Origin of the sequence: Halobacteriovorax sp. HFRX-2_2 (assembly GCF_043196705.1) — a bacterium.
Taxonomy (GTDB): Bacteria; Bdellovibrionota; Bacteriovoracia; order Bacteriovoracales; family Bacteriovoracaceae; genus Halobacteriovorax_A.
Genome location: NZ_JBEBMT010000004.1, coordinates 26,003 through 49,210 on the forward strand (window position 1 = coordinate 26,003; position 23,208 = coordinate 49,210).

23 protein-coding genes and 1 tRNA gene are annotated in these 23,208 nt (G+C 36.0%); 10 read left to right on the forward strand and 14 right to left on the reverse strand.

All coding sequences use genetic code 11. The features are described from left to right. Window positions 1-18: 18 nt before the first annotated feature. Both csrA and fliW read left to right on the forward strand, forming a co-directional pair. Entirely contained in the window at window positions 19-252 is a 234-nt protein-coding gene (gene csrA, locus ABMA79_RS12950; protein WP_021267493.1) for a carbon storage regulator CsrA, read from the forward strand. A gap of 77 nt (window positions 253-329) precedes the next feature. Continuing rightward, window positions 330-884, forward strand: coding sequence for a flagellar assembly protein FliW (gene fliW, locus ABMA79_RS12955; protein WP_392861510.1), 555 nt, complete (start codon window positions 330-332; stop codon window positions 882-884). A gap of 77 nt (window positions 885-961) precedes the next feature. Here fliW and ABMA79_RS12960 read toward each other — a convergent pair whose 3' ends face one another. The 5 genes from ABMA79_RS12960 to ABMA79_RS12980 are packed head-to-tail and all read right to left on the reverse strand — an operon-like array spanning window position 962 to window position 4,775. Next, window positions 962-1,693 carry a lipopolysaccharide assembly protein LapB gene (locus tag ABMA79_RS12960; RefSeq protein WP_103218681.1) on the reverse strand — a complete coding sequence of 244 codons (732 nt, stop codon included), beginning with the start codon at window positions 1,691-1,693 and terminating at the stop codon, window positions 962-964. A 12-nt stretch (window positions 1,694-1,705) separates the two neighbouring features. Next, window positions 1,706-2,443, reverse strand: a complete 738-nt coding sequence (locus tag ABMA79_RS12965; protein WP_393093123.1) for an outer membrane protein assembly factor BamD — start codon at window positions 2,441-2,443, stop codon at window positions 1,706-1,708. Window positions 2,444-2,494: 51 nt separating this feature from the next. Beyond that, complete coding sequence (locus tag ABMA79_RS12970) at window positions 2,495-3,526, reverse strand: AI-2E family transporter (protein WP_392861507.1); 1,032 nt, start codon at window positions 3,524-3,526, stop codon at window positions 2,495-2,497. Continuing rightward, a complete protein-coding gene (locus tag ABMA79_RS12975) occupies window positions 3,519-4,118 on the reverse strand; it encodes a cyclic nucleotide-binding domain-containing protein (protein WP_392861505.1) in 600 nt (199 codons plus the stop codon). Before ABMA79_RS12975 ends, ABMA79_RS12970 begins: the two co-directional genes overlap by 8 nt. Window positions 4,119-4,127: 9 nt before the next feature. Then, the gene (locus ABMA79_RS12980) at window positions 4,128-4,775 is read right to left on the reverse strand and encodes a tetratricopeptide repeat protein (RefSeq protein ID WP_392861504.1); all 648 of its coding nucleotides are present in this window, start codon (window positions 4,773-4,775) and stop codon (window positions 4,128-4,130) included. 72 nt (window positions 4,776-4,847) lie between these two features. Between ABMA79_RS12980 and ABMA79_RS12985 the strand changes: the two genes are divergently transcribed. Genes ABMA79_RS12985 through ABMA79_RS12995 form a run of 3 tightly spaced genes read left to right on the forward strand, consistent with a single transcriptional unit; the run spans window position 4,848 to window position 8,757 of the window. Next, entirely contained in the window at window positions 4,848-6,215 is a 1,368-nt protein-coding gene (locus ABMA79_RS12985; RefSeq protein WP_392861503.1) for an aminotransferase class III-fold pyridoxal phosphate-dependent enzyme, read from the forward strand. A gap of 19 nt (window positions 6,216-6,234) precedes the next feature. Further along, window positions 6,235-7,236 carry an arginine N-succinyltransferase gene (locus ABMA79_RS12990; protein WP_392861501.1) on the forward strand — a complete coding sequence of 334 codons (1,002 nt, stop codon included), beginning with the start codon at window positions 6,235-6,237 and terminating at the stop codon, window positions 7,234-7,236. A 9-nt stretch (window positions 7,237-7,245) separates the two neighbouring features. Further along, window positions 7,246-8,757 carry an aldehyde dehydrogenase family protein gene (locus ABMA79_RS12995; RefSeq protein WP_392909620.1) on the forward strand — a complete coding sequence of 504 codons (1,512 nt, stop codon included), beginning with the start codon at window positions 7,246-7,248 and terminating at the stop codon, window positions 8,755-8,757. Here the strand turns inward: ABMA79_RS12995 and ABMA79_RS13000 are convergent. Beyond that, on the reverse strand, window positions 8,754-9,272 hold the full coding sequence (locus ABMA79_RS13000) for a hypothetical protein (RefSeq protein WP_393093125.1): 519 nt from the start codon (window positions 9,270-9,272) through the stop codon (window positions 8,754-8,756). The two genes, ABMA79_RS12995 and ABMA79_RS13000, sit on opposite strands and share 4 nt — an antisense overlap. Window positions 9,273-9,451: 179 nt before the next feature. Between ABMA79_RS13000 and ABMA79_RS13005 the strand changes: the two genes are divergently transcribed. Together ABMA79_RS13005 and ABMA79_RS13010 are read left to right on the forward strand one after the other, a co-directional pair. Next, window positions 9,452-9,526: transfer RNA gene (locus ABMA79_RS13005), tRNA-Asn, on the forward strand. 120 nt (window positions 9,527-9,646) lie between these two features. After that, entirely contained in the window at window positions 9,647-10,951 is a 1,305-nt protein-coding gene (locus ABMA79_RS13010) for an aKG-HExxH-type peptide beta-hydroxylase (protein ID WP_393093128.1), read from the forward strand. Here ABMA79_RS13010 and ABMA79_RS13015 read toward each other — a convergent pair whose 3' ends face one another. Next, on the reverse strand, window positions 10,952-12,475 hold the full coding sequence (locus ABMA79_RS13015) for a CDC27 family protein (RefSeq protein ID WP_393093131.1): 1,524 nt from the start codon (window positions 12,473-12,475) through the stop codon (window positions 10,952-10,954). Between the two features lie 152 nt (window positions 12,476-12,627). Here ABMA79_RS13015 and ABMA79_RS13020 point away from each other — a divergent pair, with 152 nt between their 5' ends. Next, complete coding sequence (locus ABMA79_RS13020) at window positions 12,628-13,077, forward strand: FHA domain-containing protein (protein ID WP_393093134.1); 450 nt, start codon at window positions 12,628-12,630, stop codon at window positions 13,075-13,077. Here the strand turns inward: ABMA79_RS13020 and ABMA79_RS13025 are convergent. Further along, the gene (locus ABMA79_RS13025; RefSeq protein ID WP_021267694.1) at window positions 13,074-13,409 is read right to left on the reverse strand and encodes an iron-sulfur cluster assembly accessory protein; all 336 of its coding nucleotides are present in this window, start codon (window positions 13,407-13,409) and stop codon (window positions 13,074-13,076) included. The two genes, ABMA79_RS13020 and ABMA79_RS13025, sit on opposite strands and share 4 nt — an antisense overlap. 87 nt (window positions 13,410-13,496) lie before the next feature. Between ABMA79_RS13025 and ABMA79_RS13030 the strand changes: the two genes are divergently transcribed. Then, the gene (locus tag ABMA79_RS13030) at window positions 13,497-14,051 is read left to right on the forward strand and encodes an FHA domain-containing protein (protein WP_393093137.1); all 555 of its coding nucleotides are present in this window, start codon (window positions 13,497-13,499) and stop codon (window positions 14,049-14,051) included. Window positions 14,052-14,058: 7 nt separating this feature from the next. Here the strand turns inward: ABMA79_RS13030 and ABMA79_RS13035 are convergent, their stop codons facing one another. Then, entirely contained in the window at window positions 14,059-14,613 is a 555-nt protein-coding gene (locus ABMA79_RS13035; protein ID WP_393093139.1) for a cob(I)yrinic acid a,c-diamide adenosyltransferase, read from the reverse strand. Further along, on the reverse strand, window positions 14,613-17,762 hold the full coding sequence (icmF, locus tag ABMA79_RS13040) for a fused isobutyryl-CoA mutase/GTPase IcmF (RefSeq protein ID WP_393093142.1): 3,150 nt from the start codon (window positions 17,760-17,762) through the stop codon (window positions 14,613-14,615). The genes ABMA79_RS13035 and icmF overlap by 1 nt, the downstream gene beginning before the upstream one ends. 171 nt (window positions 17,763-17,933) lie before the next feature. Between icmF and ABMA79_RS13045 the strand changes: the two genes are divergently transcribed. Continuing rightward, window positions 17,934-18,374: a 4Fe-4S dicluster domain-containing protein gene (locus ABMA79_RS13045; protein WP_021267740.1), complete on the forward strand. Its 441-nt coding sequence runs from the start codon at window positions 17,934-17,936 to the stop codon at window positions 18,372-18,374. 2 nt (window positions 18,375-18,376) lie between these two features. On the opposite strand, the gene lspA is transcribed toward ABMA79_RS13045, so the two are convergent. From lspA to ABMA79_RS13065, 4 genes are read right to left on the reverse strand one after another with little or no spacing between them, the layout of a single operon-like run. Continuing rightward, window positions 18,377-18,877, reverse strand: a complete 501-nt coding sequence (lspA, locus tag ABMA79_RS13050) for a signal peptidase II (RefSeq protein ID WP_392861487.1) — start codon at window positions 18,875-18,877, stop codon at window positions 18,377-18,379. Then, entirely contained in the window at window positions 18,874-20,376 is a 1,503-nt protein-coding gene (locus ABMA79_RS13055) for a sigma-54-dependent transcriptional regulator (RefSeq protein ID WP_392861486.1), read from the reverse strand. The genes lspA and ABMA79_RS13055 overlap by 4 nt, the downstream gene beginning before the upstream one ends. Before the next feature lie 11 nt (window positions 20,377-20,387). Beyond that, on the reverse strand, window positions 20,388-22,265 hold the full coding sequence (locus ABMA79_RS13060; protein WP_392861484.1) for an ATP-binding protein: 1,878 nt from the start codon (window positions 22,263-22,265) through the stop codon (window positions 20,388-20,390). Beyond that, the gene (locus ABMA79_RS13065) at window positions 22,262-23,020 is read right to left on the reverse strand and encodes a hypothetical protein (protein ID WP_392861482.1); all 759 of its coding nucleotides are present in this window, start codon (window positions 23,018-23,020) and stop codon (window positions 22,262-22,264) included. The genes ABMA79_RS13060 and ABMA79_RS13065 overlap by 4 nt, the downstream gene beginning before the upstream one ends. Between the last annotated feature and the right edge of the window lie 188 nt (window positions 23,021-23,208).

Below are 23,208 nucleotides of genomic sequence, written 5' to 3' on the forward strand. Positions count from 1 at the left end.
CAAAATTGAGGATGTGAAATGCTGGTTTTAACAAGGAAGCTAGGGGAAAGTATAGCGATCGACGATCATATTAAGATTGTCGTTGTGCAAATTAAAGGCAAACAAGTTCGTCTTGGTATTAAGGCCCCAAAAGAAACAAAAATTCACCGCGAAGAAGTCTACAAAGCTATCCAGGAACAAAATTACGAAGCTTCCCAAGCTGGCCCAGAAAGTCTATCTGACTTAACGGATGCATTGCGCAATAAGAAATAAATTCCGCTTGCTCTTTTGCCCCTACGGCTGTTAAAATCTGTTATCAAGTTCTTAAACTTGAATTCGGAGGAACGACAGTGAAAGTAAGCACAACACGATTTGGGGAATTAGAAGTTAACAATAAAGATATCATCAGGTTCGAAGAAGGTATTCTTGGTTTTGAGAACCTTAAGGACTTCTTTGTTGTTGATCCAGGTGATCAGACTCTAATCCTATGGCTACAATCAACAGATGACGGTGCAACAGCATTCCCAATCATTGAGCCAAAAATTTTTAAAGAAGATTATTCAATCAGCCTACTACCGGCTGAACTTAATAGCCTGAAACTAGAAAATCTTTCTAATGCAAGCGTTTATACAATCCTAACTATTCCAACGGATGTAACTCAAATGTCTGCAAACCTAAAGGCACCAATCATTATTAACAATGATTCACACAAAGCTCGTCAAATTGTTCTTCAAGACAATAAGCTAGAAGTAAAATTTGAAATGTATAATGCACTTAAAAAGTCGATCATGAATTTCCACTCTGATGATTCAGTTCGTACGAATGTAAGTGTTGTTACAGAGCCAACTGTTGTTGAGCAATCATCTTCAACAGAAACTTCAGTTGATCATTCAGCAGAAGCTTAATTCAATTTCCCAAAAGAAATCATATAAAAGAAAAGCACCAGTAATGGTGCTTTTTTATTTTCAAATTTTAGATATTTTTAAAGAGTTGTTTCAGTCGCATTCTTTGCAAAATTCAAATACATCTGAGCTTCACTATTAAGTGGATCAACAGAGATAACTTTTTCCCACTCGCTAGTCGCACTTAAGATATCACCTTTACCATAGTGTAGAACACCTAGAGCAATTCTTCCCGGGAGGTAATCGGGCCTTTCATTTTTTAAATTAGATAGTTCTTCAAAAGACTTATTCACAAAACCTTTCTTTGCATAAACCTTGGCCATCTTTACTCTTGCTTCTAGATTAGACGGATCAAGCTTTAAAACTTTTCCATATTCAAATAAGGCTTCATCATAACGATTATATGTTAGGTATAGATCAGCTAATTCATAGTGCTTGATCGCAAATTTTCTATCGATGTGATTATCATTAAGTTCAGCGCTCTTTGAGTTCACTTTAACTTTTTGAGACGCGATTTGAAAAATCTTACTCGCTTCTTCGTATTGACCAATATCATTATAAAGAACTGATAGACTAACTGCTGCATCCGTATGATCTGGTCTTACTTCTAATACTTTTTTAAATGCCTTAATTGCTTTTGAGATCTCTCCTGTTAAATGAAAGATATTAGCAATATTAAAAAGAGCATCAGCATCTTTAGCATCAATCTCTAAAAGCTCATTATAGATTGAGATCGCTTTATTATACTCACGATTTTCAAAAGCAACTTTGGCCTTCTTTGATAATTTTTCTTGTTCAAAAGATTTCATCATAGTCAAAGTCCCCTATTCCATACACTTTTTAACGTCTTTCTTTAAGTTAGAAAGATCTTTATCTTTGTATAAGTAGCGATAGTTTTTAAAAACCAATTCACATAATTCAGGTCTAGCACTTTTTAAACCAATGTGAACAAGGCGATCACTTGCTAACTTTTTAACAGTATCATCACTAAATTGAGCTAGAAGCTGTTCATAACGAAATGAAGCCGATTGCCAATCCTTTGTTCTAAAGTAGAAGTTAGCAATATATAACTCCTTATCTTTAATCATCTTATAGCACTCATCAATTTTCTCTCTGGCATCTTTTAGATATTCAGACTGAGGATATAGACTTCTAAGTTCATTGAAGTACTTGATGGCCTGCTTGGCAGGTGTTAGATCACGATCAAATGTCGAAGGCTTTTGCTTGTAGTAAGCTTCAGCGATTTTGAAAGTAACATAATCCATTTTAGGATGCTTTGGGTGAAAGTCCTTAAATAGTAAGTATGCAGCAGCGGCCTCTTCAAAGTTTTCTTGCTTATAAAGAATATCGGCCTGCATAAGTTCAGCAGATGTTGCGTAGTAACTATATGGATATTGAGATTTAATTTTATTAAGTTTTTCAAGCGCCATAATATAGCGTTCAGATTTAACTAGTCTTTCAGCTTCTTTAAATAGTACCTCAGCTTCAGTACTTCCTTGCGGACGATTAACTGCGCATGACGTCATTAGTAGAATGAAAATGATGGATAAAAGTTTGTGCACATTGCCCCCTATAGAGGCAATTCTAGCACTTTCTAGCAAGGCCCGTCAAAGCTAATAACGCTCTTCGTATACGTCCTTAAGCATCTGATTTATAAGAAGTTTAGCGGCCGCTGCAAGTGGAATTGAAATGATCATTCCAGTGATTCCTAGAAGCTGTGATCCAAGGATAACACTCACCACAACAAGCACAGGGTGAAGGTCAACAATCTTAGAAACAAGCAGTGGAAAGACGATTGCTATATCAATTACGTTTGCAACTAAGTAGAGAATTAGGGCCCCACCAAAGTGAGTTCCCATACCATATTCTGCCGCAATAAAAATAAATGCAGGAATTGCACCAAATACTGGACCCAGGTAAGGAATAATATTTGTCACTGCTGCTAGGAGGCCAAAAAGAAGAGAGAATCTAATATCGAGAAAAAATAGTCCCGTAAAAATAATGATTCCTAAAATACTGGCCTCAATTACCTTCGCTAGAATATAGTCACCAATCTGGCGATTGAATTGAAATGAGAGATGGTAAAGTTTTTCAAAATACTTATTTGGAAGAAGTCTTGTGACACGCTCTCTGAAATTTCGCATATCTTTTAAAGTAAAGAATAAGAAAAGAGGCACAATAAAGAATAGCTCAAGTGCAGAACCTAGATACTTTGGAACTAAAAGAACAAATGCACTAAATTCATCTTTAATAAAATTCATTGATTGTAGGAGGTAGCCACTACTTAAGTGGTAACCAGTACGTTCTGCTACGAAAGCCTGCAATTGTGCATATACAGACTTAAGAAAGCTTTCAACTTTTGGAATATAGACTTCGAGGTTATTAACTTCACTAACCATTAAAGGTGTTACCTTTACGATAGGATAGATCGTTAAAAAGAGTAGAAGTGTTACAACTAGTGCTGATGAAGCGGTACGGTTAATTCCAAACCTCTCAAAAAATAAGAGAAGTGGATTTAGAATAAGTGTTAGTACATAACAAATTAGTAACGGTGTTGCGACTCGTGGAAAAACGAAAAATAACAACATCGAAGAGACGATAAATAATCCGAAGATAATGGCCCTGAGGCGATCATTACTAGTCATTCTTAGCAATCTCTTCTTTTAAGTTAACAACTTCATCTTTCAAGTGAGAGTTTTCAACCTTAAGCTTTCTAATTTCACGAGCTAGAATATGAAGTTTCTTTACAACAAGTTCACTCATGGCCTGTAAAAATTTTGAAGAAAGGGCCGGCCTTTCTGAGATCATTAATTGTACATCTGGTTTGAAGATCCCAAGAAGTTCCAGTGGTTCAGCAGCAGTTGCTGTCACTGATCTCTTGTGACCGTCTTCTAAAAGACCAATTTCTCCCATGTAGTCCTTGCGATCAAGATTTGTTACATGAAATTTCTTTCCGTTTCTCTCCGTTGAAAGCTCAACTCGACCAGAAACAATAATATAGAAACCAATACCAAAATCACCTTCTTTGAAAATGACTTCACCTTTTTCATAGGTTCTTTTATGAAAGTATTTTGATAACTGAAAGAGCTCAAACTCCCCTAAGCTTCTTAGAATTACGGTATCCCTCAGTAAGTACGGAATTGTTACCTTATTACTTTTAACGAGAGGATTGATAGACCACAAAAATTTTATCAAATTAATGTCAATGCGATCTTCTTTTGAATACTTTTCAGTCATACTTGGCCTTTAATAGAATTCAATATTTTCAGCTTTTACCCATCCCTTAGCTTCGCTAGGCCAATAGATAAAGAACCAATTATCGTTCTTCTTAGAAGTGATAACTCTTAGGCCTTCTTTAGCAATTTGATTGTGTTCAAAAATTGATGAAGGTCCTTCAAAGATATCAGCATTCTTCATAACAATGGCATTTTTGTAACTACCTTTCAAATAGACATTGCTAAAAATGAGCGGCGTCAAAGAGATCAGAAAGAAAGTGAAAATAATGGCCTTGTGCAGCTTTGTCTTCAAATTCAAAATTAATGTAATGATTAAAAGAATCAGTGAAAAGCTAGTAAAGTAAACAGCTGGAATATCCATTGCTTTAGCAACGAAGTTTACATCCTGACTCACAAGGTCATAGTGCGATTTAATATAATTGATATTATTAGTAACAAGCTTGTCTTGTTGCCCTAACTGATAAGACTTCTCTAAGTTTAATCGGGCCGCACCAATGTCCTCTAACTTGAGATACGCAGTGCCCAAATTGTAGAAATACTGCGCGTCGACGAACAAATCTTTATTCTTAATCAAGAGATTCTTATAGCCCTCATAATCTTTATTTTTATAAAGGTCTTCTAATTCTTTTAGTGGATTTCCTGTGTTAGTATCTGACATAAATTTATTATCTATTTGGCTTGTAGCGTTTGCAAGTGAGTGATAATTCTACCACATAAAAAGAGGTTGGATATGGAATACGGTGTAAGAAATAACGAAATAAATGATCAGTTTGATAAACTATTCTCTTCGATTCTTAAGGAGCAAAAGAATTTCATGGAAGTTCGTGGTCCTCTGGAAGAAAAGAAGCACTTAGTTGAAGACACTTTAAAGAAATATAACCAAGAAAGAGGAAAGGGAATTTACTTTAATTACGTTTCTTCAGGACGTGGTCATGGGCCTTTTACTGAACTTATTGATGGATCAGTGAAATACGATCTAATTGGTGGTATTGGACCTAACCTACTTGGCCACTCTCACCCTATATATATTAAGTCACACCTTGAAGCAGCTCTAGGTGATACGGTAATGTGTGGAAACCTACAACCGTACCCACAGGCCATTGAATTAACAAGTAACCTACTTAAGGCCGTTGAAACAAGTAACCTGAAGCACTTTTGGTTTACGGGATCAGGAAGTTTCGCAAATGACCTGGCACTTAAGCTTGTTTGGCAAAAGAAAGATCCTGCTTACCGTGTAATCGCTTTTCAAAAGGCTTTCGCAGGTCGCTCAGTAGCAACTCAAGACATTACACATAATGCAAACTACCGCCAAGGTATGCCAAAGTCTCTTGATGTTGATCACGTTCCGCACTTTGATCAAAACAACCCAGAAGAATCGTTAAAGAATACACTAGCAGCACTAGAAGAAGTAACTTCAAAGTACCCGAATCAACATTGCGCACTTATGCTTGAAATTATTCAAGGAGAAGGTGGCTTTATTTTTGGTCCAAAAGAGTACTATGAAGAAATCTTTAAGTGGGCAAAGAAGAAAGGTATCTATATTTGGGTTGATGAAGTTCAAACTTTTGGACGCACAAGAGAACTATTTGCATTCCAAACAATGGGTCTCGATAAGTACGTCGATATCGTTTCAGTTGGAAAGGCGCTACAAGTATGTGGTGTTCTATTTAGCGAAGAACTAAACCCTAAACCAGGACTTATTGCTGGAACATTCAATGGTTCAGTTTCTGCACTATCAACAGGTAGCAAGCTTGTTAAATACCTTACGGAAGGAAACTTCTATGGTGAAAATGGAAGAATTAAAGAGCTAGAAGATAAGTTTATTTCAAGGCTTACACATCTTATGAAGAATTCTTGCCAAGATAAGATTACTTATGTTGGAGGAATCGGAACAATGATTGCATTTGAAGTTGGAGATTCTACAACTGAAACTGTATCGAGTTTTGTGAAGAGCCTATTCGATAATGGAATTATTGCCTTTATGGCGGGGAAAGAGCCGACGAGAGTTCGTCTCCTATTGCCTCTAGCAATGACTGATGAACATATTGATGACATTATCTCAATTATCGAAAAAACCGTACTTGAACAAATTAAATAGAATTAAATAGGAAGACTAGATGTTTAAGATAAGACCCGTAAGAGCAGATGACTTAGAAGACTTGTATGACCTTTCAGGTCTCTATACATTTATTAACCTTCCCCCAGACAAAGAGCTAATTAGCTCAAAAATAGAAAGCTCTCTAAGATCTTTCAAACAAAAAAGTGATAATCTTTCAAATGATCATTACATTTTTGTTCTGGAAGATCTTGAATCTTCTCGAGTCATTGGCTGCTCAATGATTCACGCTAGACATGGCGATGAAGAAGAACCTCACTTTTATTTAAAGGTAGGACAAGAAAATAAATTTTCAGAATCAATTAATACTGGCTTCATCCACGGCACGCTAAAGCTTGGTTATGATACAGACGGCCCAACCGAAATCGGTGGCCTTATCCTCGACCCTACATATCGAGGTAATCCATTTAAGCTTGGGAAAGTCTTATCATTTTCACGTTTTCTCTATATGGGACTTAATAGAGATCGATTTAAAGAAACAATTCACTCAGAGCTTATGCCTCCGTTTGATGCCGACGGGAAATCCCCACTTTGGGAAGCTATCGGCCGTCGATTCTTGAATATGGAATATCATGATGCCGATGTCCTGAGTCGTAAGAATAAGGAATTCATTCTTAGCCTCTTTCCTTCAGGAACAATTTACGAAACTCTACTTCCAATAGAAGCAAGAGATGCCGTTGGAAAAGTTGGTGCCGATACTGAACCTGTTAAGAGAATGCTTGAGTCTATTGGATTCAAATATACTCACGAAGTTGACCCTTTTGATGGTGGCCCTCATTATCGTTGTCAACTCGATGACATAAAGCCTGTTAAAACAATTCAACAAGCACAGATAAAGAAAGGTAAAACAAGTTCACCTAAATTCTATCTAGTCGTTACTGACAATGAAGAATTTGAAATTGTTTGTCTAAAAGGTAATTTAAACAATGATATACTAACTGTAGATGAGCCATCATCATTTGGATTAGATGATGGTGCAGTTAAAATAATAATGGCGATCTAAGGAGAAGATATGTTTCAACTAAAAGGATCATTTTATAATAATGAATTTATCGCATTTGATGATTCAGCAAATCTAAGAAATGACAGAACTATTACTCGCGAGTGTCCAAGTGATACGACAAAGACACTTTGGAATCTAAATGTAAATTACGCGCATATAGAAGAACTAATCGATTCTGCCCACAAGGGTTTTCAAACATGGCGAAATACTTCAATCGAAGAAAGGATTGAGGCCTTAAGAAGATATCAAGAAGTACTTAAGACAAAGCAAGATCAAATTGCAACAGCGATTGCTCTTGAAGTAGGTAAGCCTCTCTGGGAAGCTCGCACAGAAGCGGCAGCATTAATTGCAAAAGTAGATGTAACGATTGCGGCATCTCTACCAAGAATTGAAACGAAGAATATGGAAGGTATCGCTCCAGGTACCAATGCTCATATTTACTATAAACCAGTTGGGCCAAGTTTTATCATTGGGCCATTTAACTTTCCTTGCCACTTAGCAAATGGACAAATTACAGCAAACTTAATCTCTGGTAACTCAATCATTTTCAAACCAAGTGAAAAGACATGTTACTCGGCACAGTTAATGTTTGAATGTCTTGCTGAAGCAAAATTTCCAATGGGTGTTGTTAACCTTGTTCAAGGAGATGGAGAAGTAGCAAGAAGAATTATTAAAGATAAGAGAATCAAAGGTATCTTCTTTACTGGATCAAAAGAAGTAGGACAAAAGATTCTAGAAACAACGCATACAGATCTTTCAAAACTAGTTTCGTTAGAGCTAGGAGGAAAGAACACATCAATCATCGATGAGACAGCTGATCTTGATTATGCAATTGAAGAACTTTTAACAGGTTCATACCTAACAGCTGGTCAGCGTTGTACTTCAACTGGTCTAGTTGCTATTCATGACTCTATTAAAGATGAATTCATTTCACGTTTTCACGATCTAGCGAAGAGAATTATTGTGGATCATCCAATTGATCACAAAGTAGAGCCTTTTATGGGTCCATTAATTGATCAAGCTTCCCTTGACCAGTACCTTCTATTCATGGGCATGGCCAAAAGAGAAGGACTACAAGAAGTTATGCGTGGAAAGCAATTAGAAAGAGAAACTCCAGGTTACTATGTTTCTCCTTCGATTCATTATGCCGATAAGTTAATTCCAAAGAGTCACTTCCTTGCAAATGAAATCTTTGGCCCTAACGTTACATTTGTTGGCTATAGCGACTTTGACGAAGCAATTAATATTGCAAACTCAACTGAATACGGCCTAGCTGCTTCTGTCTTCACAAAAGATCACGCACGCTTTAAGCACGCTGTGAATAATATTGATGCTGGTTTAGTAAACTTAAACCGCGCAACTGTTGGAGCACATTCTAAATTACCATTTGGTGGTGTTAAGAATTCTGGAAACTATCGTCCAGCAGCTGTTGCTACTGTTGATCACTGTGTTTATCAACTTGCAACACTTGAGATTGATTCTCCAAGTGCAAGTGGAAATATTAAAGGATTAGCAGATTAATAATGTTTCTTATTAACGAGGACGCCTGTCGAAGAATTCTTTGACAGGTCTCTTCGGTTCTTTCTTTCTTGTTCAAGATCAACAACCGAATTCTTTGCATACAAATCTAAAACTTCACGACTCTTTAAACGAGTGTAAACCGCTTTAAATTTCTCTTTTTCATTTAAAATGAAAGTACTTGTTTCAACAGGCTTTGCACCTGGATGAACTTTACCTGATTCAAATTTAACTTTTGTGACAAATTGATTAATGAACTGATCGACCCTAGGCCCAGTCACAATCTCCTCATCAGGGTCTAACACAGGCGTCTGTGAAGCTTCAAAACGATCTGGAAATGGTATGACCTTAGCAAGGCCATGTGGTGAATAAGAAATCTTATCACCGCGATTTTGAGCAAGTAATAAATCCGTAAGTGCATCTTTTGCAGAAGCATCACCAAGAGTTGTTAAATCAGAGACTTCCTCTGGTGTTAACACCCTTAATAAATTACGAATTAGGTTACTTTGAGTCATCATAGTCGTTATTTTACCTCAGTATCTGAGTATATTTATCGGTTTTTGAAAAAAAAAATTTAGTAATTTTAATTGAGCTTCAATAAATTCAACAAGTTAGATAAAACTAAATATTTTTCCCATAAAAGAAAATATTTACAATTTGAAAAAACGAGTTTATAAAATTAACTACTTAAGATTGCTGGGATGTGGCGCAGCGGTAGCGCAGTAGACTGTTAATCTATTGGTCGCGAGTTCGAATCTCGCCATCCCAGCCATTCTTTTGTATCCGCTTTTAAATCCCCCAAACATTCATATTAACTAATAAGCATCATAAGAATTTATCTTATCTTGTTATAGTGTTATATCTGTAATGAATTTTTACTTATGGATATCTTATGAATAACTTTAATCACTTCATTCAAAACAATCACGCATTTAAAGAATCATACCTTGAAGGCTTGGCCCTTTATCGTGAAGATGCGCAGGCAAATGAAGATGAGAACGAACTTCTCTCTCAAAAGTTTCAGGGCTTTTATAAAGAAGCTATCTTCTATAAAAAACTTGATACTTATTCCAACCTTAACTTCTATTGGTTCAATCTTATTGAGGCCCTTATCGAGATCATTTCGTATCATAGTGAATTTGAAGTTGGTGAAGACTTTGAGATGAGTGAATCAGAAGATGCCATCTTTAACTTCTGGCATGACAGTAATTTAGCAAAGGTGTTCTTAAACTCGCTTAATGAATCAAAAGATCTTTTAGCTGAATCAAAAAAACTTGTTACTGTTTTAGAAGACAATATTATCGCGTTTTTCAATATTCACATTAAAGAAGAAGTCACTAGCGATCTTACGTATTTGAATGTTCCAGAACTTGGAGATGATAATTTATCTGCTTATCAAAATGGCCAACGAATTATCTTTAATAATCTAGAAGACAAAGTTTTAGCTAAGCTTAGTGAAAAATCACAAAAGAGAGCGGCCGTTGTTTCAAATATTGATGAGCTTAAAATTATCTTCTACTCTGAACTCGAAAACACGTCAAAAGAGATGACAGCAAAGATTGAAAAGGCTTATCGCCGACTTGAAAAATATACTCCTGAACTTTTCATGATTTTTAAGGAATTTACACAAAATATCATTCCAATTAATGAAAAAGGGATCGTTAGCTACTCAATGCAAACTCTTCCAGGGTACTCATCTATTAATACATACGATAGAGATGATATGGACTTAATGGATGATCTGCTTCATGAAAATGGTCACCATGTTCTAAATAGCTACTTGAATCAAGAAGAGCTCTTAGAGGAGCTTGAAGAAAAAATATACTACAGTCCATGGAGGCGAGCTCTAAGGCCAATAAGAGGTATTTACCACGCTTATATGACGTTTTACTGGGCTCTTGAACTATTCTCTTCACTTTCTCGACTAGAGGAACACGATTTCACGGATGCTGAATTTAGAAAGATTCAAGAACGTGCTATCGAAGAGTATTATATGTTGCAATTCTGTGAACTAGATTTAGAAAAGGCATATAAAGAAGAAATCGTTTCTGCTGAAGGATATGAAGTATATCTACAATTCAAGGCCATGGTGGACTCACATCGAGAGCATATTTTTGCACTTGAAAAGCATTTAAATTCTAATGCCGTAGAAGAACTGAAAAATGAACTTCTAGCGGCACGTAACGAATATTATTAATTATAATTTTGAGATTTTAGATTTTAATGCCTGCATTTCATTTGCGGGCATTAACTCACCTTGGGAAGTGGCAATCGGCATTCCCTCTTCAATAATGCTTAGGCAATCGTCATACTTTTTTTGCTTAAATAAGATCTTCGACTTAAGAAGGTAAGCAACTGAGTACTTAGGGTTTTCTTTAAGAACGATTTCAATATGGCCCATGGCCTTATCAAATTTATCATTACTAAAGTGAATATCAGCTAGGCCATAATTGGCAACAACATCATTTTCATCAATGGCCAATACTTTATTAAACATATCAAAACGACGAGCACGGTCTTCTTTTTCGGCACGCTCTCGTTCTTCTTGTTCTTTTTTGAACTTAGCTTCATCTCCAAAGCGCTTAAATGAAGCAACAGTCGCTAGCGACTTCTCCTCTTCAGCTTCTTCGATTTTACCCAATTTCATAAGGTAGAGAGACTTATTCGTATGCGCCATCACAGAGTTTTCATCTACTTTTAAGAGCTCATCCATAACATCAATGGCCTTTTGATGATCACCATTATTTCCTAGGATGACACCTTTTGACTCATAAGCATCTGCATAATGAGGGTTAAAAGAAATCACTTGATCTAAGAGCATGATGGCCTCATTTACTTCACCCTGATGAAATCGCTTAACGGCTTTATTAAAATAGTGCTCACTTATTTCCAATTTATCTTCTTTAATAATTGGATATGTAAGTACACGAACTGTGCCTCCGTCATATTCTATTTCTAAACCATTAATCAATAAATCTCGAGGGACTCTTACCACAGATAAGTAAAAATCATCAGTCTTAACAGAATTAAGGACCTTTACCTTCTTATCCTTTAAAATAGTTTCCTCTTCTATTTGATTCTTGGAGATTAATAGGACTGGATAACGAGCAGCTCCTCTGCGACTTTCAATTTTAGAAGCTGTTTCTTGCCCTAGAAAACACCCTTTATTATAACTGATAGCAAATTCATTTAATCTTGTTTCATTAATTAAGTTAGTGCGCTCAACTGTAACATCTAGCTGCGGCCATCCAGTTAAGACGAATAGCTGATTATGAAAATCTGTTATTGGCAACTGTTCACTTATAAATCCAATATAACCTTCATTATCAAAAATACTAATTGGAACAAAACCTTCACTAGAACGTGACGATAGTGCAGCAATTAATTGAGTATCTTTAATCGTGATATCTTCCATAATGATGAACTTCTCTAACTCATTAACTGTTTCATCTGCAATTTTTGAATCGACGATAATATAGAAAGCCTGATCAATATTCACAAGATAGAAAAAAGAAAACACCCGACCATTTCGATCCAAACGACAGGCAAGAGTCCCACCATTCTCTAACTTGGCGACATCTGCAGTAATCTGCCTTTGTAAATAGTCTCTTGTTTCATCACCGATGAATTTATAAACACTATGTCCATTTAATGAGAAAGTATTTTCACTAAAGAAGAATTCATAAACCTGTTCTTTTACATATGTATCATCAATCATCATATCAATAATTTACTTCACAGCTTTTCTAATTACTAGACCCTTGCCAACATTTTTTACCGCTCCACAACACAAGTCATTAATCATAGGGGGTAAATAATGTTAAATATAATTTAATTACATTAAGTGATACAATTTCAAAAAAGGGATATAAGATGGCCGTTAAACTGAAAATACAATCAAAGCAAGAATCATATATTGTAATTTTAAAACCAAATTTAACATTTGGCCGAAGCAAAGAAGATGCTGATATTTTCTTAAATGACTCAAAAGTATCTTCAGTCCATTTTCAAATATTATTCGATGGTGATGAAATTCTAGTCAAAGACCTAGGCTCAAAGAATGGCACCCATATTAATGGAAGACGCATCGAGGAAGAAATCACTTTATATACATACGATGTAATTACAGCTGGGAATTTTAGTATCAGACTAGATCAAAAATCTTTAAATAACTTAGAGCTTTCTAAATTTTCTCGACAGGACAAACCTAATGCTTGGGGAGAGAATATTTCCAATATTCATAAGACCCTTCGCTTCACCCTTGAAGAGGAAAAAAGAAAAGTACAATTAAAGAAAAGAACCAAAGTTAAAAGTAAGGCCTAAACACTAAAGCTTTCACCACAACCACAAGTATTCTTTGCATTTGGGTTTTCAAAAACAAAACCTTTTCCATTAAGGCCGTCTTTAAAGTCTAAAGTAATACCACTTAAGTAAATTGATGATTTTGGATCCACAAGAATCTTAATCCCCTCTAATTCGATAATATTATCTGAATCTTTTGGAGCATCAAAATCGATATTGTAAGAAAGACCTGAACAACCACCACCAATTACACCTAGGCGTAGACCGAAGTCCTCAGTTGAGCGATCTTCACTCGTGAAAATATTTTTTATTTGCGCAACTGCTTTTGGCGTCACATTTAATAACTCGTTCATATAAACCTCTAATATTACGTAGGTAATAATGACCAATACCTAAATTATATCATATTGATGATATACTTTATATAGGAGCAAGAAACAATGTCTATCTCATTGATTATTAAGAGCGGTGAAAATAAAGCTAAGGTTCTTATTAAACCTAAATTAAGCTTTGGACGCTCTAAGTCGTCAGTTGATATTTCAATCGATGACTCAAAAATTTCATCTAAACATCTCGAAATTACTTATAAAGATAAGGAAATTGTTGTTAAGGACCTAGGTTCGACTAACGGTACTTATATTAACAATAAGAAAGTCACAAGTGATCAACGTCTTTATATTTATGAAACTATTCGTATTGGTAATTGTATTATTTGTATCGATTTAAATGATCTTACGGATATTGAGTATAAATTTTTAACTCGACCAATCGATCCAAATGAAGATGCTCAAGAAAACACACAAACTTCAACGGCCCTTGCTGACCAAACAGGCTTTTTGGCCTTAAATAATCTTTCACTAGAAAGACAAAAAGTAAAAGCCGAAGTAAGTAAAAAAAGACCAATACAAAGAACAAAAAAGAAAGTCGCCAAAAAGAAGAAAGTTGAACCAGAAGATAAAACTGTCATGACGAAAATCTTAAAATTCTTTAAGTAAACTTAATCTAATCCTTCTTCGGAACCCATGGAATATCCTGAATATTCTCATGCTTATTCAAGAATCGCGCTACGATAAAGAAATAATCTGAAAGTCGATTTAAATACTCTAAATCAATTGGATCAACATCCCCTAGCTCCACAGCTTCCCTTTCAACTTGTCTTGTTTTAGTTCGACAAATATGAACATTAGCGGCCGCAACACTTCCACCAGGAAGGATAAAGTATTTGAGGGGATCAACAACTGAGTCAAAGTAATCAATCTCACCTTCGAGATGAAGGATGTCTTCAATGCTTAATTTAGGTAATTTGAAATTGTCTCGGTCCTCTCTAAGAGTTGCGAAGTTAGAACCGAGAACAAAAAGATTTTCTTGAATTGATTTAAAAGTATTTTTAACTCTTGAAACATCAATATGACAAAGTGAAAGACCTACAAAACTATTAAGTTCATCTAAGTTTCCATAAAGATTAATACGAGCGCTGGCCTTTGAGACACGTTGTCCACCAACAAGGCTTGTTTCACCTTTATCACCTGTACGAGTGTAGATCTTTGACTTCTTCATTACATATTCCTTCTGTACTTCCCACCAATCTCATAAAGAAGATTAGTAATCTGTCCAAGAGAACAATAGTTAACTGTTTCAATAAGCTCTGCAAAAATATTTCCACCAGAAAGGGCCACAGCTCTTAGCTTATCTAAGGCCTCGTCTGATTTATTAGCATTTCTTTCTTTGAAATCATTTAAGCGAGAAATTTGTCCTTTCTTTTCTTCGTCACTACAACGAGAAAGTTCAATTTCTTGATTTAGCTGTTCATCAATATTATCTGCAATATAAGTATTAACACCAATGATAGGAAGCTCTCCAGAATCTTTTAGTGTCTCATAGTAGAGAGACTCTTCTTGGATTTTTGATCTCTGGTACATACTTTCCATTGCACCAAGAACTCCACCCTTATCAGAAATTCTTTCAAACTCTGCTAGGATTGCTTCTTCAACAAGGTCAGCTAATTCTTCAATTACATATGCACCTTGCATTGGATTATCAGATTTATTTAAACCGAACTCACGATTAATAATCATCTGAATTGCCATAGCACGTCTTACTGACTCTTCAGTTGGTGTTGTAATCGCTTCATCATAAGCATTTGTATGAAGAGAGTTACAATTATCAGAAAGTGCTAAGTAAGCCTGTAGTGTTGTTCTGATATCGTTGAAGTCAATCTCTTGAGCGTGTAGAGAACGTCCAGATGTTTGAATATGATACTTAAACTTTTGAGACTTCTCATTTGCACCATACTTATTGCGCATTGTGATTGCCCAAATCTTTCTAGCAACACGTCCAATTACTGAGTACTCAGGATCAAGTCCGTTTGAGAAGAAGAAAGATAAGTTCTGTGAGAATTCATCAATATTTAATCCACGGGCAAGATAGTACTCAACAAATGTGAAACCGTTTGCAAGTGTGAAAGCAACTTGAGTAATCGGGTTCGCCCCAGCTTCAGCAATATGATAACCAGAGATTGATACTGTATAGTAGTTCTTGATCTTTTGCTGACAGAAGTATTCTTGTACATCTCCCATCATCTTAAGTGCAAACTCAAGAGAGAAGATACAAGTATTTTGAGCTTGATCTTCTTTTAAGATATCGGCCTGAACTGTTCCACGAATTTGTTGAAGAATAGCTAGGCGCTTTTCAGTATCGTAGTAGTCATCACCTTTAAGCTTTTGTCTTAAAGCAGTATTTAGGTAAAAAGCTAACATAATCGGAGCCGGTCCATTGATCGTCATCGAAACTGATGTGTATGGATCAGAAAGATCGAAACCATCAAATAGTAACTCCATATCTTCAACTGTTGCGATCGAAACTCCAGCTTCTCCAATTTTTCCAAAAATATCTGGACGAAGATCTGGATCCTCTCCATAAAGAGTTACTGAGTCAAAGGCAGTTGATAAACGTTTTGCTTTGTCATCTTTTGATAAGTAGTGGAAACGCTTATTAGTTCTTGCTGGGCCACCTTCCCCAGCAAACATTCTCTTTGGATCTTCATCTGTACGCTTGAATGGGAAAATCCCTGCACCAAATGGAAAGAACCCTGGCATATTAACAGTTCTAATAAAACGGTACTGATCCACCTTAGAAGAAAATCTTGGTGTTCCTACCTTTTGAACATCTAGGCCAGAAAGAGAAGTGTATTTTGTCGCAACTTTAAACTCACGATCACGTACGTGGTATGTGAAAGTTCCGTCTTGGTATTGTTTAACGACTGATTGGAATTGTTCGATTTCTTTTTCAACATCTTCACCAAGTTCTGATTTTAGTTGAGCAAGTTTTGCATCAACTTCATTACTTGGAACAATCTTACTTGTGATCTCAAGTGCCTCGATATCGCGAAGCTTTTCCATTCTCATTTCAGTTTCATGATTATAGTCACGCGAAGCTTTTGCAATCTCTCTTAAGTAAAGTGATCGTTCAGCAGGAATAATTCTTGTTTTATCGTTACTTGCACGATTTGCAATAATTCCCTCAAGCGGAGCCTGATCAAAATCAAAAGTTTGTGCAATAGCTTGGAATAAAGCGTTTACACCGACATCATTAAACTTCGATGCCATTGTTCCAAAAATTGGAAGTTCTTCATCTGTTGGAGAACCTGGGTGTCCAGCAAATAGATTATGATTTCTTCTATATTGCTTTCTAATATCTCTCATTGAATCTTCAGAGCGAGGCTTTTCAAATTTATTAAGAACAACAAAGTCCGCCTGCTCAAGCATTTCAATTTTTTCAAGTTGTGTTGCAGCTCCATATTCAGGAGTCATAACATAAACACACTTATCAGAAATTTTTGTAATTTCATCTGAAGCCTGACCAATACCAGAAGTCTCAACAATAATTAAATCGAAGTCTTGCTCCTTTAAGAAGTTAACTGTCTTTTTTATTTGTGGAGAAAGCTCTGTTCCAGAATCACGAGTTGCAAGTGATCTGATATAAAAGTTTTCAAAGTTTGCAGAACCTAATCTAATACGGTCACCTAAAAGCGCACCTTGTGTTTTCTTCTTTGTTGGATCAACTGAAATTAGTGCAACTTTCTTTTCAGGATAGAAACGGTGAAATCTTAAAAGAGTTTCATCAATTAAAGATGACTTACCTGCACCACCAGTTCCTGTGATACCAAGTACTGGAATATTCTTTTCCGAAGAAGGGATCTCAATTTCAGCACCATCTTCAATGGCCGTAATAACTTTTGCAAGTTGAGTCTTTGGAAGATCTTTTGCCTTAGCATCTAATTTGAATCCATCAAGAGTTGAATGAGTTGCTCTCTCAATCATGTCATCAATGATTCCCTCAAGACCTAATTTCATTCCATCTTCTGGAGAATAAATTCTAGTAATGCCTTTATCGTGAAGTGCCTTAATCTCCTTAGGAGTGATTACACCACCTCCACCACCGAAGATACGAACATTTGTCGCTCCGGCCTGATCAAGTAGCTCACGAACATAAGCAAAGTATTCATTGTGTCCACCCTGATAAGAACTCATGGCAACTGCATTTGCATCTTCATGTAAAACAGCATCGACTACCTCTTGGGCAGAACGATTGTGTCCTAGGTGAATAACTTCAACACCCTTAGACTGAAGAAGTCTTCTCATAATATTTATTGATACATCATGGCCGTCAAATAAACTGGCCGCTGTGACAAATCTTAATTTTCTCACTGTAAACCTCTGATATCACGTTAAGTAAAAACAATTATTTACCCAAGCTTTTTATCTTTCAATATTGCTAAAGGACTATACCTAATGTATTTTAATCAGGCAAAAATCCCTTTTATGATGCGTTGATATACGCTAAAATACTGCTAATTAACTTAGTATTAGGAATTGCTAATGAGCGAAGATGTTAAATTTTTAGTGGAGAATCCTTACCACTCGGCACGTTTTAAGCCAGCACGTAAGGGTAAGAAAGGTCCAAAGCTACTAGCTGTTGTTCACCAGTCAGGTTGTACAGGTTGTGAGATCTGTATTCAAGGTTGTCCGGTTGACTCAATTGAACTAGTTCCAGGCCCTAATCCAACGAACCCACAATTTAATCAAACAGTTGAAATCGATCTTGCTAGATGTATCGGTTGTCAAAACTGTTCTCAAGACTGTCCTTGGGAAACGATTACAATGTATGAGCACAATGATGCTTTTGCTATTTGGGGACGTGAAACTCTTAAGTCAGAACTTTATGTCTCAGAAGAGTCACTTAATGAGTTACACAACGAATTCGGAATCACAAAAGAAAAACCAAGCGAAGAATCAAATACAGAAGAAGAGAGCGCTTAAGCCTAGGCTTGAGCACTCTTCTTATTTCCACGAACTTCAGTTAGAAAATAATCAATAATATAAATACCTGCCGCAACAGATATTGATGCATCCGCTACATTGAATGCAGCAAAGTGCCATCCTTTATAGTAGAAATCGAACATATCAACCACGTAATCTAAAGAGATGCGATCAATAAGATTTCCCACTGCTCCTGCAAAGATCATAGAGTAAGCAAGACAGAGCATATAACTCTTTCTTCTTGAATCCCAAATTAGATAAACAAACCAGAAACATGCGATTACAGGCAGGATTTTAAAAAGAATCATTCTGATGACATCTGGAAATTCACTTCCCATTCCAAATGCGACACCAGGATTTTTCACATATGTTAGGTTAAAAAAACCAGGGATAACAGTAAGTGTCTCCCCTAATTTAAAACTAGATTGAATGGCCCCCTTAGAGAATTGATCCAAGAAAAGAATTCCAACAATCAGTAATGTCATTTGCCAAATTCGATTCATTTATAAAATTCCTTAGGGTTAATTTCGTACTTTTCAATTTTTCTAAGAAGAGTCTTCTTTGGAATATTTGCCTTTAATGCTGTTTGATTAATTTTACCATGATTAATCTTTAAGGCCTGAATGATAAATTCTTTTTCAAAGATATCCTTAGCTTGAGAAAAATTTAATCTCAGCTCACCGTCAACTTCACTAGTTGCAAAAACAAATTGATAGCCCTGAGCACTTGCAATAAGTTGTTCATCTTGACCGGCATCAGTTAGTACAGAGTCTTTGATTTCATCATAATCAATAATTGCCTGAGATTCTTCGACAACATTTTCGACCGTAACTGACTTTCTTATTTTATCCGGAAGAGATGTTGCTTTGATAATATCACCACTTTCAATAATGAAAGCGTGTTCGATAACATTTCTAAGCTCTCGAATATTTCCTGGCCAATCATGACCTTGCATAATTTTCATCGCCTCATCGTCAAGCCCACTAATTTCTAGGTTATGAACATTGTTAAAATACTTAACATAGTAATCAACAAGGTGTGGGATATCAGAATTTCTTTCTCTTAAAGGAGGAAGATAAACAGGAAGTACATTTAAGCGGTAGAATAAATCTTCTCTAAATGTTCCTTCTTCAATCATTTTTTCAAATGGTTTGTGAGAAGCTGCAATAACACGAACATCTGCTTTGATTTCTCTATTCGATCCTACTGGAGTAAATGTTCCTTCTTGAAGAACTCTAAGTAGCTTTACCTGCATTGTTGGAGAGACATCACCAATTTCATCTAAGAATAGTGTTCCACCATCTGCAAATTGAAACTTACCGATCTTTCTTTCATTAGCGCCAGTAAAAGCACCTTTTTCGTGACCAAATAATTCAGACTCAATTAAGTTTTCAGGAATGGCCGCTAAGTTAATCGTTACAAATTTCTCATCTTTTCTTGGCCCATTATAGTGAATTGCACGAGCAACTAGCTCTTTACCAGTACCAGACTCACCACGAATTAAGACAGGTGTATTAACTTGCGCTAGCTTTCCAATAACATTGAAAACCTTTTGCATAACATCTGATTCACCAACAAATTTATTCTTTGTATCACCAAGTGAAAGAACTGGTGCAGAGAAACCAACCGTTTCAACTAATGAGCGGGCCTTAAGGGCACGCTTGATTAAAGAGACTAAGTTATCAGAACTAATAGGCTTTTCTAAATAGTTATAAGCACCCTCCTTTACGACCTTAACAGCATCCGTAACATTTGAATAAGCTGTTAAAATAATAACGATAACAGAAGGGTCATGTTTTTTGATTTCTGTTAATGCTTCAATACCATCCATTTCAGGCATGTTCACGTCCATAACAACTAAGTCATACTTAGTCTTATAAACAGCACTTAACGCCTCTTTTCCGTTGTCAGCAACATCTACTGCAAAGTGATGAAATTCAAGGGCCTCTCTTACTGAGGTTTGTAAAACTTTATCATCATCGACAACTAAAACCTTATGCATATGCACTCCATTTATTTATTCAAAAATTTAATTAGAAAACTAGTTCCCTCTCCAGGTGATGATGTTACAGAAATCTCACCCCCATGAAGTTCTACGAAGTATTTTACCAGATAAAGACCTAGACCGCTTCCCTTAATAATATGGGACGCATCATTTTTAACCCGATAAAACTTCTCAAATATATTATCGACATCGTCTTGGCCCATACCAACACCATTATCAGATATCTCAATATAGACCCAAGTATCATCATCCCAAGTCTTAATATTAATTGCCTTTCCTTCACCAGCATATTTAATCGAGTTTTCCACAATATTGGAAACAATTCGATTAACCAAGCTAACATCGATTTCGATGGGAAATAACGGACCTAGCTCAGTCTCAATAGTCATCTCTTTAGAACGAGCGAGATAAGTTAAACTATTCACGCAGTCTTCGATGATCTTATTGACGTCTTTACTTTGTAAATTAAGAGAAATATTTCGCGACTCTACCTTAGTTAAATCTAAGATCGAAGTAATGAAATTATTAAGTTCCTTTGTCGAATCAATAATAGTCTTTAAGCCATCGTGCATATAGGTTTCCCCTCCACGATTACGTTGCAACATATTGTCTGCAACTCCAGCTATTTTTGCGACGGGTGTTTTTAAGTCGTGACTCATTAAAGAGATAAAGTTTTGCTTTAGGTTTTCAACTCTTTTTAAAAGTTTTGTCTCTTCTTGAATTTTATAGCGTCTTTGATACTCACCGATGGCCCTAAAAGGAACCCAAATATAATAAACCACAAAGACTGTTAACAAGATGTGGGTGATATAAAGCCAGAGACCAAAGAGCAGAAAGATTAAATATGAAAATAGAACTGTTCCTACAATGATCCCAAAAGTAATGAGTAGACCCTTTGCAGGTTGAATCCTAGAAATAACGATTGATAAGACCACACCAATTAGCATTGAAAGCAATTTCGTTACCCAAAGAGGTATTGAGTAGATTAACTGATTCTCCATTAATGCCTTTGTCATATTGGCATGAATTTCTAATTTTGATGTTCTTTTTTGATCTTTATCAAATGGTGTTTTTGCGTAATGTCTTAGGTTCGAAATATAGGCAGGTCCAATAAGAACAACCTTGCCATTAAAATACCCACTAGGAATATTACCTACGACAACACGGTGGACGGGTAATTTTTCAAGATGTTCAAGTGACCTAAGAGGATAGCGAAATAAGCTAAAGCTCGCATCGGCTTCGGGCATATAATAAGCACTCTTTAGCTTATTAAGAACTAATGGTTCTTCATTATTAATAATTCGCCATTCGTTGGCCGTCCAAAAGTCGAGAGTCTCTTCTCCCGAAATATTTAAAACCATTCTTCTGACAACATCATCTTTGGCAAATAACTTACTATCAATATTCACCACGGCCGGTGAATAACCGAGATCTCTCAATTCTTGTGGCGGAAGACGCTCGCCCCAAGAGTCTAGTTCTGTTCCATAGCGATAGAGCCCACCTTGTTTCATATAGGCCTTAATTTCATCGTGGAGTAATTGTAAGGAAGCCGCCTCTCTCTCATTTAAAGGAGCAGACAAATCGCCAAAGAAGTTAATAATGGCCGGCTTATCTTTTAAGACTTTTCTAAATAGCTTTAAATAAGTTGTATAAGTATATGGATAACTCTCACCTAAGAACTCATCACTTTCTTCATCAATTTTAATGAGAACGATATTGTCATCATGAACAAGAGTCATGTCTAACTTAAGTCTTAAGTCATAGAAGATCGCTTCAATGGACTGAAACTTGTACTGAAAAAGCACAGATAAGAAGACGACTGTAAAAAGCGCTGGGTAGTATTTGGTAAAATCTAAATCTCTGAAGTACTTAAAAAAGTTCTTCATAGCAACTCACTTTGATGAAATCTTTCATCCATTGCATCTGGAGAACGAAGAATTGACCACATTGTTGTCGAGGCCACATTAAAATGAACATCATTAATCTTTGCATTTTCTAAGTAGATAACTTTTTGAGCAACACCTCTCATATCCACACTCTCATGTTTCTTGAAATGGTAACTTTTGAAGCTATTTGAGAGTCGGTTAAATAATCGCCTAGGAACTGCAAACATATAGCGAAAAACGGCTTCCGCTCTAGCAAGCTTAAAGACCCAATTAAAAATGCCACGCCAAAATAGCAGGACGATTAGAATATGAGTTAACACTTTTGCATTTATCGTTTCGTTAAAGCTAAGTTCTGCCTCTAGGTATTTGTCCATCTCAGAGGGGCTCAGGCTCTCTATAACAGCAGAGTTGATGATGACATAACCCGAACCCAGGAGGCTTCCCATAACGAAAAATGGAGCATTCTTACTCTCAAAGAATTTCAGCCTTCCCTTATTTCCTCTAAAGTGAAGTCCATTTATTTTATTAAAAATGGCCACGTGTTCTTTCTTGTCTAATCGAATTGGGTTTAGCCTAGATAAAACAATAGAAGGAATAATGTAAGTAAATGAAATTACATAAATTAATGTAGCAAGCGTCACCGAACTCGAAATATGCAGGTTCGTGCTAAATACAATGAAGCCTCCGGCCAGGAAAAATACCTGAATAAAGACGATGAAAAGACTTAATAAATATGAAATTAATACACTAAACAAATTTTTGTCCCTATTTTTTTTACAAGATATTCTCTAATTATAGACCCAAATCCAAAATCCGGCTATAAGTCATCTGAATCACAGATAGACAAAAGCGCATATATATGAAGCGCTCGACGCGAGATTTCGCAGCGCGACTATTGTGGATTCCGTAATTGTGATACACAAGGCATTAACGTTTTAAATAT

Coding starts and splice junctions, on each gene's coding strand:
- csrA (WP_021267493.1), top strand. CDS start 19: ATGCTGGTTTTAACAAGGAAGCTAGGGGAAAGTATAGCGATCGACGAT.
- ABMA79_RS12960 (WP_103218681.1), bottom strand. CDS start 1,693: ATGATGAAATCTTTTGAACAAGAAAAATTATCAAAGAAGGCCAAAGTT.
- ABMA79_RS12970 (WP_392861507.1), bottom strand. CDS start 3,526: ATGACTAGTAATGATCGCCTCAGGGCCATTATCTTCGGATTATTTATC.
- ABMA79_RS12975 (WP_392861505.1), bottom strand. CDS start 4,118: ATGACTGAAAAGTATTCAAAAGAAGATCGCATTGACATTAATTTGATA.
- ABMA79_RS12980 (WP_392861504.1), bottom strand. CDS start 4,775: ATGTCAGATACTAACACAGGAAATCCACTAAAAGAATTAGAAGACCTT.
- ABMA79_RS12985 (WP_392861503.1), top strand. CDS start 4,848: ATGGAATACGGTGTAAGAAATAACGAAATAAATGATCAGTTTGATAAA.
- ABMA79_RS12990 (WP_392861501.1), top strand. CDS start 6,235: ATGTTTAAGATAAGACCCGTAAGAGCAGATGACTTAGAAGACTTGTAT.
- ABMA79_RS12995 (WP_392909620.1), top strand. CDS start 7,246: ATGTTTCAACTAAAAGGATCATTTTATAATAATGAATTTATCGCATTT.
- ABMA79_RS13000 (WP_393093125.1), bottom strand. CDS start 9,272: ATGATGACTCAAAGTAACCTAATTCGTAATTTATTAAGGGTGTTAACA.
- ABMA79_RS13010 (WP_393093128.1), top strand. CDS start 9,647: ATGAATAACTTTAATCACTTCATTCAAAACAATCACGCATTTAAAGAA.
- ABMA79_RS13015 (WP_393093131.1), bottom strand. CDS start 12,475: ATGATGATTGATGATACATATGTAAAAGAACAGGTTTATGAATTCTTC.
- ABMA79_RS13020 (WP_393093134.1), top strand. CDS start 12,628: ATGGCCGTTAAACTGAAAATACAATCAAAGCAAGAATCATATATTGTA.
- ABMA79_RS13025 (WP_021267694.1), bottom strand. CDS start 13,409: ATGAACGAGTTATTAAATGTGACGCCAAAAGCAGTTGCGCAAATAAAA.
- ABMA79_RS13030 (WP_393093137.1), top strand. CDS start 13,497: ATGTCTATCTCATTGATTATTAAGAGCGGTGAAAATAAAGCTAAGGTT.
- ABMA79_RS13035 (WP_393093139.1), bottom strand. CDS start 14,613: ATGAAGAAGTCAAAGATCTACACTCGTACAGGTGATAAAGGTGAAACA.
- ABMA79_RS13045 (WP_021267740.1), top strand. CDS start 17,934: ATGAGCGAAGATGTTAAATTTTTAGTGGAGAATCCTTACCACTCGGCA.
- lspA (WP_392861487.1), bottom strand. CDS start 18,877: ATGAATCGAATTTGGCAAATGACATTACTGATTGTTGGAATTCTTTTC.
- ABMA79_RS13055 (WP_392861486.1), bottom strand. CDS start 20,376: ATGCATAAGGTTTTAGTTGTCGATGATGATAAAGTTTTACAAACCTCA.
- ABMA79_RS13060 (WP_392861484.1), bottom strand. CDS start 22,265: ATGAAGAACTTTTTTAAGTACTTCAGAGATTTAGATTTTACCAAATAC.